Source organism: Patulibacter defluvii, from assembly GCF_034096925.1.
In the GTDB taxonomy this organism is placed as follows: Bacteria; Actinomycetota; Thermoleophilia; order Solirubrobacterales; family Solirubrobacteraceae; genus Patulibacter; species Patulibacter defluvii.
The window spans coordinates 344,156-357,910 of record NZ_JAWZSQ010000002.1 but is presented as its reverse complement, the minus strand read 5'-3'; the positions used below and the strand labels follow the sequence as shown (position 1 = coordinate 357,910).

Here is a 13,755-nt window from a genome sequence, read left to right as displayed (position 1 = left end):
GTGCGGCCCGGCTAACGAGGGTCGGGGATGGCGACGTAGCGGTGGTTGAGGTACTCGTCCAGCCCCTCCGGTCCGCCCTCACGACCGAACCCCGACGCCTTGACCCCACCGAACGGCGCGGCGGGGTTGGAGACCAGGCCGACGTTGACGCCAATCATCCCGGCCTCCAGCAACCGCGACACCCGCAGCACGCGGCTGTTGCTCTCGGAGAAGAAGTAGGCGACGAGGCCGTACTCGGTGTCGTTGGCCAACCGGATCGCCTCCTCCTCGTCCCGGAACACCGTCACCGGCGCGACGGGGCCGAAGACCTCCTCGTGCAAGATCCGCGCATCCGGCGGCACATCGGTGAGAACGGTCGCGGGGAAGTAGCGGCCCTCCGCCTTCTCACACCCACCCGCCGCAACCGTCGCGCCACGCGCAACGGCGTCGTCGACGAGTTCGCGGACCTTCGCGACCGCGTGGTCGTCGATCATCGGCCCAAGCGTCGTCTTCGGATCGGTGCCGGGGCCGAGGACGAATCCGTTGGCGATCTCGACCAGCCCCTTGGTGAACTCCTCCGCCACCGCCTCGTGCACCAGGAACCGGTTGGCCGAGGTGCACGCCTGGCCACCGTTGCGGAACTTCGCGATCTTCGCCGCCTCCAACGCCGCCGCCACGTCACCGTCGTCGAAGACCAAGAACGGCGCGTTGCCCCCCAACTCCATCGACATCCGCAACAACGCCCGACCACCCTGCTCCGCCAACGCCCGCCCCACCGGCGTCGACCCCGTGAACGACAACTTCGCCGTCCGCTCATGATCGATCAACTTCGCCGTGACACCCCGCGAATCGGTCGTCGTCACGACCGAGATCGCCTTCGGATGCACCCCGGCCTCGAGCAGGATTCCCGCCAGGGCGAGCATCGTCAACGGCGTCTGATGCGGCGGCTTGACCACCACCGAACACCCCGCCGCCAACGCCGGCGCGATCTTCCGCGTCCCCATCGCCAACGGAAAGTTCCACGGCGTCACGAACACACACGGACCAACCGGATCGCGCTGCGTCAAGATCCGCCCACCCGTCGACTCGTGAAACGCGTTACGACCCTCGATCCGCGTCGCCCGCTCCGCGTACTCGCGCAGGAACCCATTGGCGTAGGCGACCTCGCCGCGAGAATCAGGCAACGCCTTGCCCATCTCCAACGACATCAACCTCGCCAACTCCTCCGACCGCTCCTCCACCAGATCGAACGCCCGCCGCAACGCCTCCGCCCGCTCCCGCGCCGGCGTGTCACGCCACGCGACGAACCCCTCCCACGCGCCCTCCATGATCGCGTCGACATCCTCCGGCTTGGCGTCGGGAACGTGCACCAGCTCGCTGTCGTCAGCCTTGTCGGTGACCGCGAACGTGGCACCATCGAGCGCCGTCCACTCACCGTCGATCAGGCTCCTCGCGGGCACCCGCAGCGGCAGCTCGGTCGTCGTCGTCTCAGCCATGCCAGTCTCCTGTCGCGTGTGGTGGATCCGGGGCGCGGACCGCTCCTGTTCGCAGCCTGACGGATCGCCTCCGGCGCCTGGACGCGACGGGCTGTCGCGCCTCCGGGCTCGTCGGCCGACGTCCCGACCGCTCCCGCCAGCCTAGTCCCCCGCCGGGCCGCCGACCGGGGGGGTTCAGCGCGACGCCAGCAGGATCTCCGCCAGGTCCTCGGCCCGCGGCTGACGGGGCGCGATCTGGAGCAGCCGCTGCTGCTTCAGCGCTCCCTCGACCAGCGCCGGGACGTCCTGCTCGTCGTAGCCGAGCGCGCCGATCCCGCTCGGCGCGCCGACGTCGGTCATCAGCTGACGGAGGACGGTCGGCAGCAGCTCCGGGCCGAGGGCGTGGCCGGCCGGCTCCAGCTCATCGACCCGCAGGCCCAGCAGCAGCCCGGCGACCTGGTGGTGACGCTCCGGCATCGCCTCGTAGGTGAAGCGGAAGGCGGCCGGCGCGGTCACGATCACCGCGTGCCCGTGCGGCACGAACGGGTGGTCGTCCGGATAGCCCGCCGGCCGGTGGACGTGCTTCAGCCCGGCGATCGGGTAGGCGCAGGCGTGCGGGATGTGGACCCCGGCCGAGCCGAAGCCGACCCCCGCCATCGTCGCGCTGAGCATCATCGCCCCCCGCGCCTCCAGGTCGTCGGCGTCGGCGACCGCCCGCCGCAGGTAGCGGCCGCCCAGCTCCAGCGCCTTCGCCGACCAGACGTCGGCGACCGGGTTGGCGCCCTGGTACGGCGGCCGGTCGGCGGGACCGGCCGGGCGCGGGCGGCGGTCGAAGGGCTGCGAGAGGAAGCTCTCGGCGGCGTGGCAGACGACGTCGAGCCCGGTCGCCGAGACCACCTCGCCCGGCAGCGTGCGGGTCAGGTCGGGATCGACGATCCCCTGCGCCGGCCGCAGGTAGCGGTGCGAGATGCCGCTCTTGACCCGCAGCTCGGGCAGGTCGAGGACCGCGACGGTGGTCGCCTCCGAGCCGCTGCCCGAGGTGGTCGGGATCGCCAGGTGCGGCAGCAGCGGCCGCGACGGCGCGCGGCCGCCGCCGACCGGGGCGTTGACGTAGTCGATGATCGGCGGGACCGCGTCGTCGCTGCGCCCGCGGGCCTCGGAGACGACCAGCGCCGCGACCTTGCCGGTGTCGATCGAGGAGCCGCCGCCGACCGAGACGACGCCGTCGACCCCGGCCGCCAGCGCCGCGTCGGCCGCCTCCTGGAGCGAGCCGATCGTCGGCTCGACGCGGGCTCGGTCGAAGCGCACGACGGCGATCCCCTCGGCCTCGATCGCCCGCTGGACCCGGTCGGGGATCCCCTGCGCGGCGAGCCCCGGATCGGTGACGAGGAACGCCCGCCGGACCCCGAGCCGGGCCAGCTCCCAGCCGGCGTCGGCGACCGCGCCCGACCCGTACTTGATCGGGGTGGCCTCGAGCGTGAAGACGGTCTCGTGCGCCGTGGTCATGGCGCATCGATACAACATCGCCATGGTCCGTGCCGATCCGACCGTCGCCCGCGACGCCGCCGCTCTCGCCCGCGACCTCTCCCGGATCGTCGGCGAGGCCCACGTCCAGGCCCCGGTCGAGCGCGCCGAGCTGCTGCAGGACGCGACCGAGTCGCGCGGGCTCCGCGGCCGGGCGCTGGCCGCCGTCGCCCCCGCCGACGCCGACCAGGTGGCCGCGGTCGTCCGCTGGGCGGCCGGCGCCGGCGTGCCGCTCGTCCCCCGCGGCGGCGGCACCGGCTTCTCGGGCGGCGCGGTCCCGGGCGCGGCCGACGACGACCCGCCGGCGGTGGTGCTGGCCACCGATCGCCTGAGCGGGTCGCCGCTGCTGGTGCCCGAGGACTGGACGGCCAGCTTCCCCGCCGGGATGGTGACCGCCGAGGTCCAGCGCCGCTGCCTCGAGGCCGGGCTGTTCCTGGCCCCCAACCCCGGATCGGCCGAGTCGTGCCTGATCGGCGGCAACGTCGCCACCAACGCCGGCGGACCGCGCTCGTTCCGCTACGGGCCGATCCGCTCGTGGCTGACCGGCGTCGAGGCGGTGCTCGGCGACGGCGAGCGGGTGCGGCTGGGCGGCCGCGTCCGCAAGAACGTCGAGACGCTCGACCTGCTGGGCCTGCTCTGCGGCTCGGAGGGGACGCTCGGCGTGATCACCGAGGTCTCGCTGAAGCTGCAGCCGGCGCCGGAGCTGGCACTGCCCGCGGTGGCCGTCTACGCGGACCGCGAGGCCGGGCTGGCCGCGCTGGCGGCGACGATGGCCAGCGGCGTCGTGCCGACCGCGATCGAGTTCCTGGACGGGGTCGCGCTGACCGCCGGCGCGGCGTCGTTCCCCGGCGGGCTGCCGGACGGCGCCCGCTTCGGCGTCCTGGTCGAGGCGCTCGGTCAGGCCGAGGTGGCGCGGATCGAGGCCCGGCTGCTGGCCGAGGCGATCGCGCCCGACGCGCTGCGGGTCCACGCCCCGACCGAGCGGGCCGCGGTCGACGCGCTCTGGCGCTGGCGCGACGGGGTCTCGCTGGCGGTCACCGCGGCCCGCGGCGGCAAGCTCTCCGAGGACCTGGTCGTCCCCGCCCACCGGCTCGGCGAGGCGCTGGAGGCGATCGACCGGCTCGGCGAGCGGCTGGGCGTCGAGGTCACCTCGTGGGGTCACGCCGGCGACGGCAACCTCCACGCCACCGTGCTCGTCGACCGCACCGACGCGGCGGCGCTGGCCCGGGCCGAGGACGCCGCCCACGCGATGCTCGACGTCGCCCACGAGCTGGGCGGCGCGCTCAGCGGCGAGCACGGGATCGGCCTGGTCAAGCGCGAGGCCGCGGCCCGGCTCGACCCGCCGCTGCTGGCCGCGCAGGCGGCGGTCAAGGCGGCGCTCGACCCGGCCGGGATCATGAACCCCGGCCGCAAGCTGCCGGTCTAGCCCCGCAGCAGCTTCGGCAGCCGCGCCAGCCCGCGCGGGATGTCGCTGCGGGAGCGGTCGATCGCCGTCGCGAGCGCCGCCGAGGCGCCGTCGTGGAGCGGCGCCCCGTGGCCGACCAGCAGGTGCTCGGGGTCGAAGGGACGCAGCGCCCGCGGCGGGGTCAGGCGCAGCATCGGGTGGACGCCGAGCGGGCCGGCACCGACGGCGAAGTAGGAGCCGGTGCCGACCGCCTCGGGCACGATCAGGACCCGCCGCCGCGGCCACCAGAGCGCGTGCTCGTTCCACCACCGCCGGCGGATCAGCGGCACGACCTCGAACGGGGTCCCGGGCAGCGCGTCGGGCAGCCGCAGCAGCGGCACGCCGAGCCGGCGGGCGATCGCGTCGCCGTCGCGCTCGTGGCGGTCGAGCAGCTGGAGCACGCCGACCGGGGTGCCGAGGGCGGCGACCCGCTCCAGCGCCGGCTCCCATCCGACCGGGTCGATCAGCCAGACCCGTCCGTCGTCGACGACCGCGTGCGAGGCGCGCTCCATCGGCTCGTCGACCGTCCAGCTGCAGACGAAGTCGACCCGGTCGTGGAACCGCGCGTCCATCGGCCGAAGGCTAGATGATCGTTTCCGCGTCCTCGCGGCGCACCCGGGCGCTCCCGCCCCAACCTGGCGCGTGACAACTCGGCCTCGCGGAACGAACGTCCAGAAACGGGCGGCGATCAGCAAAACGTTCTCCCCCGTACCGCGGATCGGGTCTACGATCGGAGACCGCTCGTGAGGCACATCCTCTTCGTCTGCACGCAGAACGCGGGCCGATCACAGATGGCCGCCGCCTTCTTCGACCGGCTGGCGCCCGCCGACGTCCGCGCCGACACCGCCGGCACCCGGCCCGGGGAGCGGATCCATCCCGCGGTCGTCGAGGCGATGCGCGAGCGCGGGCTCGACCTCTCCCGCCGGCGACCACGGCTCTTGACCGTCGAAGAGCAGCTGCGGGCCAGCCTGGCGGTGACCCTCAGCTGCGACGGCCGCTGCAGCTTCGTCGCGCGTGCCGTCGAGGAGTGGCCGATCGACGACCCGGCCGGCGCCCCGATCGACGAGGTCCGCCGGATCCGCGACGAGATCGAGCAGCGGGTGACGACCCTCGTCCGCGAGCGGATCGACGACGCCCGCCGCCCGCCCGACGAACACGAGCGGCGGCTGATGCGGCTGCTGCTGGCGCTCGCCCGCCGCTTCGGCGGCCGCCGCTCGCCGCACGAGATCCGGGCCGCCGCCGAGCACGCGCTGCGAATCGTCGAGGCCGGCGCCCGCAACGCCGTGCGGCCGGGACCGTTCCCGATGTCGCTGGCCCACCGCCTGGCCCGCGAGCAGCTGGCCTGAGCCGCTCAGCGGACGGCCAGCCGCACGATCCGGTCGTCGCCCTCGCGGACCCGGCCGCGGCCGTCGCGGTTCGAGGTCGCGATCCAGAGCGACCCGTCCGGCGCCGCCACCACCGTCCGCAGCCGCCCGAGGCGCCCGGCGAGCAGCGCCTGCGGCCGACCGGGACGGGTCGGGCCGCCGCGGACCGCCGACGGCAGCCGCACCCGCCACAGCCGCTCGCCGCGCAGCGCGGCCACGTAGAGCTGGTCGCCGACGATCGCGATCCCGCTCGGCGACGCCTCCGACGTCGGCCAGGTCACCAGCGGATCGACGTAGGCGCCGCCGCCGGTGCCGTGGCCCTCGACCCGCGGCCAGCCGTAGTTGCGGCCCGGCCGGATCAGGTTGATCTCGTCCCAGCGGTCCTGGCCGAACTCGCTGGCCCACAGCCGCCCGGCCCCGTCCCAGGCCAGCCCCTGGACGTTGCGGTGGCCGAGCGACCAGACCGGCGAGCCGCCGATCGGGTTGTCGTCCGGGATCGACCCGTCGGCGGCGATCCGCAGGATCTTGCCGTTGCGCGCGTCCCGGTCCTGGGCCAGCGCCGGGTCGCCGGTGTCGCCGACGCCGACGTAGAGCCGTCCGTCGGGCCCGAAGGCGATCCGGCCGCCGTCGTGGATCGCCCCGCGGGCGAGGCCGGTCAAGATCGGCGTCGGTGCCGCCTCGGGGCGGTCGAGCCGGAAGCGGACCACCCGGTTGTCCTCGGCGGTGGTCAGGTAGGCGTAGACCAGCCTGTCGCGGGCGAACCGCGGCGAGACCGCCAGCCCCAGCAGGCCGCCCTCGCCGTCGGCGGCCACGCCGGGCATCCGCCGGACCGTCCGCAGCCGCTGGTCGCGGGCGCCGATCCGCACGATCCGGCCGGGCCGCTCGGCGACCAGCGCGTCGCCGTCGGGCAGGAACGCGATCCCCCACGGCACCTCCAGCCCGCGGGCGATCGTCGTGATCGCCGGGGCGTCGGGAGCCGCGTCGTCGCTGGGCGCCGGGTCGCTGGCGGCCGGCGCCGTCGTGGTCGGCGGATCGCCGGCGCGGTCGCCGTCCCCGTCGCCGCAGCCGGCGGCGGCCAGCGGCAGCGTCGTGAGGACCGCGGCGAGCAGGAGCGACCGAGCGCGCATGCGCCAAGCCTGCCGCAGCGGGCGGCCGGGCGCCAGGCCCGGCCGGTCGCGGCTACTTGCGGCGCTTGCGGCGGTTGCCGCTGTTCTTCGGCGTCGGCGCGGGCTCGCTCTCGGCCGCCGCGGCCGAGGCCTTCGCCTCGCGGGCGCGCTCGGCGGCCTCGATCTGCTGGGCGCGGGTCGGCCACGGACGCGGCACGCCGGCGGCCCACGCCTCGGGCCGGCCGCCGGGCCAGCGGCCGAGCAGGATCAGCCCGATCGCGATCAGCCAGAACGACCGCAGCATCGGCGTGCCCTGGATCAGCGGCACGACGGTGAAGACGGCGATCATCACGCCGACGATCCCCATCACGCGGGTCAGCAGGCCGACGTTCATCGCGCTCAGCGCGGCGGCGCCGACGCCGACGGCGACGAACATCTGGCCGAAGCTGCCGACCAGCACCAGCGCGGTCAGGTCGTCGCGCGAGGCGTTGAGGACGTCGGTCGCGGCGATGTTGGTCTGGGCGGCGAGCGGCAGGTTCGAGAAGTCCTGGCGCTGGAAGGCGTCGTAGACCAGCGCCGCGGTGCCGCCGATCCCGAACACGACCGAGCCGACGACCGGCAGCCACATGAACCAGGTCGGGAACGACGGGCGGCGGCGGTAGGCCGCGCGCAGCAGGCCGAAGAGGACCGGCGCCAGCAGCAGTGCGCCGAGGCCGCTGAGCAGGGCCGAGCCGATCAGCTCGGCGGTGTGGTCGCCGTAGACGGCGGCGGTCTCGGCCTGGATGCCGTGCAGGCCCTGGCCCTGGTCGCCGGCCGCGTAGCGCGTGATCGCGTCGGCGACCGAGACGACGTGGCCGGCGTCGCGCGGGCGGTCGCGGCTGACGCCGATCTCGAGCACGACGCCGATCAGCGGCAGGATGCCGGCCAGCAGCGCCAGGACCCCGGCGCGGGGCAGCCAGCGACGCTCGATCGCCTTCGTCTCCTCGGGATCGAGGGCGTCGGGGATCACGCGGACCGGCCGCTCTCGCTGCGTGCTCATGCGCCACCTCCGTGACGGATCCGCCGCAGGCGCGGAGCGACGCGCTGCGAAACGGCGTGCTCGGCTCCGGCGCCGGCCCGTCCGACCCGCTCGGCCGTCCCGACGACGAGGTCGAGGACCGGGGCGGTCAGCCGCAGGGCGACCTCCAACCGGCCACGCCAGGCGCGCTGTCGGGGACTGAGTCGAGCCACGGCGGGGCATTCTACGGACCGGCGCTACCGTTGCCGCGTGCCGATGCCCGACCCGACGACCGACGCCGGCCCCGTGACGCCCGCGAGCGGCGACGCGCCCAGCGCGTGCCCGGCGTGCGGCGGGCCGCTCGCGCGCTGGCGGAACGCGCCCTCGGGCGAGCCGTCGCTGCCGGGCGAGGTGCCGCTCCGCCGCTGCGTCCTCTGCGGGACCGCGGTCACCGGCGGACCGGCGCCGGCCTTCTCCGCCGCCCACGACGCCGGCAGCTACGCGACCCGGCGTCCGCGCGGGGCCGGCGCGGCGGCGCCGCTGCTGGCCGCGTTCGACCGCCAGCGGCTGCGGCTGGTCGAGCGCCACCGGCCCGCCGGCCAGCGCGGGCGGCTGCTCGACGTCGGCGCCGGCCGCGGGCGGTTCGTGGCCGCGGCCCGCGCGGCCGGCTGGGACGCCCGCGGGATCGAGCCGTCGGCGCGCGGCGTCGAGGCGGCGCGGGCGGTCTACGACGTCGCGCTGGAGCGGGCGATGATCGACGACGCCGCGGTCGCGCCGGCGTCGCTCGACGCGGCGACGCTGTGGCACGTGCTCGAGCACCTGGACGACCCCGGGGCCGCGCTGGCCACGATCCGCGACTGGCTGCGGCCGGGCGCGGTGCTGCTGGTCGGCGTGCCGAACCTGGGCTCGTGGCAGGCCCGGATCGGCGGCCGTCGCTGGTTCCACCTCGACGTCCCCCGCCACCGGGTCCACCTGACCCCGGCCGGCCTCCGGCAGCTGGCCGAGGACCAGGGCCTGCAGGTGCTGGCCGTCCACCAGGTGCTGCTGGAGCACAACCCGTTCGGCATGTGGCAGTCGCTGGTCAACCGCCTGACCGGGACGACGTCGCACCTGTTCCACGTCCTCAAGCGGGCCGAGCGGCCGCGGCCGCTGGCGCTGGCGGTGACGCTGCTGGCGCTGCCGCTGGTGCCGCTGGTGGCGGCGGTCGAGGCGCTGGCGGGAGCGCTCGGCCACGGCGGCACGATGGCGCTCGTCGCCCGCCGGCCGGCCGACGGCTGAGCGGCGCGGCCGGGCGCGTTGCGGAGCCGGCCCCAGCGGCCCGCTACGATCGGTCCATGGAAGGCTTCGGTGGACTGTTCGGCGATCCGGACGAGCTGCAGCGGCGGATGATGGAGTTCGCCGAGCAGATGCAGGGTCAGCAGAAGCTGGCGTGGGCCGACAACGCGATCGGCCTCGCGGTCCAGATGACGGTGGCGGCGATCAACCGCGTCAACGTCCAGGGCAACGCCGACGAGCAGGCCCAGCAGATCCGCAGCGTGATGGCGACCGTCTTCCCGGAGGCGGTCACCCTGGTGCGCGAGGCCCGCCAGGGCCTCGGCTAGGCCGGCGGCGCCCCGCCGGCGGCTTCCGCCGACCGGTGCTCCTTGCCGGCGGCGATCACTTCCTTGAAGGACCGGAAGCCGAAGATCTTCAGCAGCGCGACGAAGCCGACGCCGAGGCAGACGACGGCGATCGCGATCTGCTGGCCGACCGAGTAGGCCGCCACCGTCGCCCCGGTCGCGGCGCCGGCGAAGACCTTGACCATGAACGCCTGCTGGACGCCCGCCCCGCCGGGGGTGAAGGGCATCAGCGCGGCGACGGCGTTGATCCCGTGCACGAGCAGCACGTTGCGGACCGAGCCGCCGACGTGGAACGCCTCCAGCAGCATCCAGAAGGCGGCCAGCCGGAAGAGGTAGCCGGTGAAGCAGACCAGCCAGACCTCGCGGAAGAAGCGCTGGCGGTCGCCGAGGATCACCAGGCCCTGCTTGACCCGGGCCCAGAACCGCCGCGCGCGCTCGGAGAGGACGGCGAACAGGACCAGCAGCGCGACCGCGACGAAGGTCAGGATGAACAGCGTCAGCTGCGGGTTCGAGGCGATGAACGAGAGGTCGAAGGCCCCGAGGCTGGCGAAGTCCGGCGGCTTCGGGAAGACGCCCTGGGTGAAGGCGAAGATCAGGATCGGGATCGCGATCGTGGCGTCGAAGACCGCCTCGACCATCATCGACGCCGTCACCGCCGGGTAGGTCGAGCGCGGCACCGAGGTCTTGACCAGGAAGACCTTGATCACGTCGCCGCCGCGGGCCGGGATCACGTTGTTGAAGCCGTAGGCGGCGATGTAGGCGCCCCAGATCCGCCGCCACTGGATCGTCTCGGTCGGGTAGGCGGCCCGGAGGACGTTGAAGAACGCCCGCGAGCGGATCGACAGGTAGACGACGAAGCAGAGCAGCCCGATCGCCAGCGGCACGAAGTTGACGCTGGCGATCCGCTCGAAGAAGGAGCCGATCGAGTCGAACACCTCGCTGACCCCGGCGAGGGGCGGCGCAGCGGGGGACGACGGGCCGACGGGCACCCCGCAAGCCTACGCGGCGCGGGCCCCGGAGCGTCCGAGACCCGGACGATCGGTGGCGCACCGCCGCCGATATGGCGCGAACGCGCCACATCCGCGCCTCCGTGCTCTACCCTCGGAGGCGTCAACGTCCCGTGGATGGGACGGGCGTCACCGCCCTCCCGGCCCGGGTCGACCAGCGCGACCCCCACCACACCATGCCGGAGACCTACTCCCTTTCCACCGCCACCGCCCAGCGCGCCTCCTACGGGGCCCTGCTGGCGCAGACGATGTTCCTGGTCGCCGTCGCGATCGGCTTCACCGTCCTCGGGTCGTACCTGGGCGGCGGTCCGGGCGACGCCGAGCCGCTCTCCCGCGGGGCCGCGATGGGCTGCACGATCGGCGCGATCGTCCTGCTCTTCGCCTCGAACTTCATCAGCTCGCTGCGCAGCGGCCCGGGCGGCATGGCCGTCCTCTTCGCCGCCGCGCTGCTGCTCGGCCTGGGCCTCGGCCCGGTCCTCTACACCTTCCTCGAGGTCAAGCCCGACGCCGTGACCAAGGCCGCCGGGACGACCGCGCTGGTCGTGGTCGCCGCCGGCGCCGGTGGCTCGCTGGTGGCGAAGGACCTGTCGCCGTGGATGAAGCCGCTCTCGATCGGCCTGCTGGTCGTGGTCGCGATCAGCTGGGGCATGCTGCTGTTCGGCGGCGGTGGCGGGATCGCCGGCGATCTGGTGAGCCTGGCGATCGGCGGCTTCTCGGCCGTCGCGATCGTCGTCTACTTCAACGTCCTCCGCCAGCGGGCGACCGAGGACGACGTCGTCTGGATCGCCACCGGCATCTTCATCGGCATCTACAACATCTTCGTCTCGCTGCTGAGCCTCTTCGGCAACGACTAGGGCGGCGCCTGGCGTTCGTGGACGCGTCGCATCTCGGGACGGCCGCCCACCGGGCGGCCGTTCCGCGTTCCGGGCCCCCTACAGCGCCGGCGCCGGCAGCCCGAGCAGGGCCCAGACCGCCGGGTCCTCGAGCGAGACGTGCACGTGGTGCGCGTCGTGGAGGACGATCCCGGGGTGGTTGGCGACGCCGATCACGGTCATCCCCGCCGCCCGCGCCGAGGCGACGCCGGTCGGGCTGTCCTCGACCGCCACGCAGGCCCGCGGGTCGACGCCGAGCGCCTCGGCGGCGGCCAGGTAGAGGTCGGGCGCCGGCTTCGGGGCCGCCACGTCCTCGACGGTCAGCACGACCGGGAACGCGTCCGACTGGCCCGCGCGGTCGAGCGCCTTGGTGGCGAAGCCGCGGGCGGCGTTGGTGGCCATCGCCACCGGCACCCGCTCGGCCTTCAGGGTCGTCACCAGCTCGACGGCACCGGGCATCGCCGGGACGTCGCCGTCCAGCTCGGCGTAGACCAGCTCGATCAGCTCGGCCATCAGCACCGCGCCGCCGCCGGGATGGTCGAGGAACTCCTCCAGCTTGCGCGAGGCCGCGTCGAAGCTGCTGCCCAGCAGGTGGCGCTTGTGCTCGGGCAGGAACGGGACCCCGCGGCGGGCGAAGAGCGTCTCCTCCGCCCGTGACCAGACCCCCTCGGTTTCGAGGAAGGTCCCGTCGTTGTCGAAGATGACGGCGGCCGGCCGCTGGCCGTGGGGGTGCAGGCCCCCGCCGACGGCCGTCGGACGGCTCACGCCGCCCCGGTCACCAGGGGCTCGGCGCCGCCCACGATCCGCCACGGCGTCTCGGGCTCGTAGAGGTTGCCCAGGCCGCCGCTGTGCTCCAGCTCGAACCGCAGCTCGCGGTCGCCGGCCTTGACCGTGACGGTCGCCGTGTCGCCGTCGACCTGGGTCGAGTAATCGAGGTCGTTGACGGCGGCGGTGTCCTGGACGATGTCGCCGTCGTCGACCAGGTAGGCCTTCTCGAACGAGTCGCGGCAGGCCCCGCCGACGCCCTGGGCGGCGGCGATCTTCTGCTGCGCCTCCTGCGTCAGGTAGTCGCACGCGCGCTGGCCGTTCTGCTGCGCCAGCGCCTCGCCGAGGAAGTCGCGGACGGCCGTCTGCGGGTCGTCCTTGCCGAAGGACGTGCCGCAGCCGGTGGCACCCAGCGCCAGCAGCGCCGCGGCAAGTGGGAACACGCGGATCGTACGCATCGGTCCGGGATTCTGACGTGCTCGGCCGTCGCCTGCATCGAGGCCGTCCGCGGGGGTCAGCGCGGCAGCAGCAGGAGCGCGGCGAGAACGGCCGGGAGGACCGCCAGCGGGGCCCGTGAGAGCAGCCCGCGGAGGCCGACGTCGACCCCCGCTCCGGCGCACGCGCGCCACCACAGGTAGGCGGCCAGCGACCCGCTGACGAACAGGTTCGGCCCCAGGTTCAGCCCCACCAGCAGCGCCTCCGGATGGGCGGGATGGCCGGCCCCGAGCAGCGCCGCCGCCGGCAGGTTGTTGAGCAGCACCGCCGCCAGCGCGCCGATCGCCGCCGTCGCCAACGGCCCGCTGTCGGCGACCAGCCCGGCCGGGCCCGTCCACGCGCGCGCCAGCCAGCCGAGCGCGGCGACGACCACCAGCAGCCCGATCAGCACCACCGGCCCGACCGCCCGCATGACCGTCCGCCGCTCGAGGCCGGCCCGGCCGACGGCGACCGCCGCCACCGCGAGCCCGATCGCCAGCACCGGCAGCGCCGGCCGCGAGAGGACCACCATCGCCGCCCCCGCCAGCCCGATCGCGGCCATCAGCGCGCGGTCGCCGCGCGCGGCCGGGACGCGCGCCGGAGGCACGGTGGCCGCCGCCGGGGCCCGCCACGCCCGCCGGTCGCGCAGCAGCACCACCGCCAGCGCCGCCGCGGCCGCGGCCAGGCCCGCCGGAGCGACCTCGACCAGCCAGCGCGCGCCGCCGGCCGGCAGGTCGCCGACCAGCAGGTTGGTCAGGTTCGCCCCCGGCAGCAGCAACGAGCCGGCGTTGGCCATCGTCAAGGCCCCGTAGGCGACCGGTCGCGGATCGATCCCCCGCCGGCGCGCGGCATGGACGGCGACCGGCGTCACGAAGACCACGGCGGTGTCGAGGTTGAGCACCGCCGTCACCGCGACCACCAGCCCGAGCGCCGCGACGACCAACAGCCAGGGCGGGCCCGGAAGCCGCTCCAGTCCCGCGCCCAGCCGCCGGAAGAGGCCCCGGTGCTCGGCCACGACCCCGAGCAGCAGCAATCCCGCCACGAGGGCGAACGGGGGCCACGCCGCGCCGATGGCGGGTAGCAGGTGCGAGCTCGCGACGACCGGTGCCAGGACGTGTGAGGATCGCAC

General features: G+C 75.0%; 14 protein-coding genes. 5 read left to right on the top strand and 9 right to left on the bottom strand.

The annotated features are described in order from the left end of the window. Positions 1 to 11: 11 nt before the first annotated feature. Positions 12 to 1,475, bottom strand: a complete 1,464-nt coding sequence (locus SH587_RS03765; RefSeq protein ID WP_320669227.1) for an NAD-dependent succinate-semialdehyde dehydrogenase — start codon at positions 1,473 to 1,475, stop codon at positions 12 to 14. Positions 1,476 to 1,649: 174 nt separating this feature from the next. Next, positions 1,650 to 2,960, bottom strand: a complete 1,311-nt coding sequence (locus SH587_RS03760; RefSeq protein ID WP_320669226.1) for a hydroxyacid-oxoacid transhydrogenase — start codon at positions 2,958 to 2,960, stop codon at positions 1,650 to 1,652. Positions 2,961 to 2,982: 22 nt separating this feature from the next. Here SH587_RS03760 and SH587_RS03755 point away from each other — a divergent pair, with 22 nt between their 5' ends. Continuing rightward, positions 2,983 to 4,404 carry an FAD-binding oxidoreductase gene (locus tag SH587_RS03755; RefSeq protein WP_320669225.1) on the top strand — a complete coding sequence of 474 codons (1,422 nt, stop codon included), beginning with the start codon at positions 2,983 to 2,985 and terminating at the stop codon, positions 4,402 to 4,404. Here the strand turns inward: SH587_RS03755 and SH587_RS03750 are convergent. Beyond that, positions 4,401 to 4,994 carry a hypothetical protein gene (locus tag SH587_RS03750; protein ID WP_320669224.1) on the bottom strand — a complete coding sequence of 198 codons (594 nt, stop codon included), beginning with the start codon at positions 4,992 to 4,994 and terminating at the stop codon, positions 4,401 to 4,403. The two genes, SH587_RS03755 and SH587_RS03750, sit on opposite strands and share 4 nt — an antisense overlap. 171 nt (positions 4,995 to 5,165) lie before the next feature. Between SH587_RS03750 and SH587_RS03745 the strand changes: the two genes are divergently transcribed. Next, positions 5,166 to 5,768 (top strand): arsenate-mycothiol transferase ArsC, encoded by a 603-nt coding sequence (locus SH587_RS03745; protein WP_320669223.1) that lies wholly within the window; start codon positions 5,166 to 5,168, stop codon positions 5,766 to 5,768. 5 nt (positions 5,769 to 5,773) lie between these two features. Here the strand turns inward: SH587_RS03745 and SH587_RS03740 are convergent, their stop codons facing one another. Further along, the gene (locus SH587_RS03740) at positions 5,774 to 6,913 is read right to left on the bottom strand and encodes a PQQ-dependent sugar dehydrogenase (RefSeq protein WP_320669222.1); all 1,140 of its coding nucleotides are present in this window, start codon (positions 6,911 to 6,913) and stop codon (positions 5,774 to 5,776) included. Between the two features lie 52 nt (positions 6,914 to 6,965). Continuing rightward, the gene (locus SH587_RS03735; RefSeq protein WP_320669221.1) at positions 6,966 to 7,931 is read right to left on the bottom strand and encodes a hypothetical protein; all 966 of its coding nucleotides are present in this window, start codon (positions 7,929 to 7,931) and stop codon (positions 6,966 to 6,968) included. Between the two features lie 234 nt (positions 7,932 to 8,165). Here SH587_RS03735 and SH587_RS03730 point away from each other — a divergent pair, with 234 nt between their 5' ends. Continuing rightward, a complete protein-coding gene (locus SH587_RS03730; protein WP_320669285.1) occupies positions 8,166 to 9,167 on the top strand; it encodes a class I SAM-dependent methyltransferase in 1,002 nt (333 codons plus the stop codon). Between the two features lie 56 nt (positions 9,168 to 9,223). Then, positions 9,224 to 9,490: a hypothetical protein gene (locus SH587_RS03725; protein WP_320669220.1), complete on the top strand. Its 267-nt coding sequence runs from the start codon at positions 9,224 to 9,226 to the stop codon at positions 9,488 to 9,490. On the opposite strand, the gene SH587_RS03720 is transcribed toward SH587_RS03725, so the two are convergent. Next, positions 9,487 to 10,497: a lysylphosphatidylglycerol synthase domain-containing protein gene (locus SH587_RS03720; protein WP_320669219.1), complete on the bottom strand. Its 1,011-nt coding sequence runs from the start codon at positions 10,495 to 10,497 to the stop codon at positions 9,487 to 9,489. The genes SH587_RS03725 and SH587_RS03720 overlap by 4 nt on opposite strands. 131 nt (positions 10,498 to 10,628) lie before the next feature. Between SH587_RS03720 and SH587_RS03715 the strand changes: the two genes are divergently transcribed. Beyond that, positions 10,629 to 11,369, top strand: a complete 741-nt coding sequence (locus SH587_RS03715) for a Bax inhibitor-1 family protein (protein WP_320669218.1) — start codon at positions 10,629 to 10,631, stop codon at positions 11,367 to 11,369. Positions 11,370 to 11,447: 78 nt separating this feature from the next. Here SH587_RS03715 and SH587_RS03710 read toward each other — a convergent pair whose 3' ends face one another. From SH587_RS03710 to SH587_RS03700, 3 genes are all read right to left on the bottom strand, one after another. Continuing rightward, complete coding sequence (locus SH587_RS03710; protein ID WP_320669217.1) at positions 11,448 to 12,152, bottom strand: HAD family hydrolase; 705 nt, start codon at positions 12,150 to 12,152, stop codon at positions 11,448 to 11,450. Continuing rightward, a complete protein-coding gene (locus tag SH587_RS03705) occupies positions 12,149 to 12,595 on the bottom strand; it encodes a hypothetical protein (protein ID WP_320669216.1) in 447 nt (148 codons plus the stop codon). The genes SH587_RS03710 and SH587_RS03705 overlap by 4 nt, the downstream gene beginning before the upstream one ends. A gap of 71 nt (positions 12,596 to 12,666) precedes the next feature. Further along, positions 12,667 to 13,755, bottom strand: coding sequence for an SLC13 family permease (locus tag SH587_RS03700; protein ID WP_320669215.1), 1,089 nt, complete (start codon positions 13,753 to 13,755; stop codon positions 12,667 to 12,669).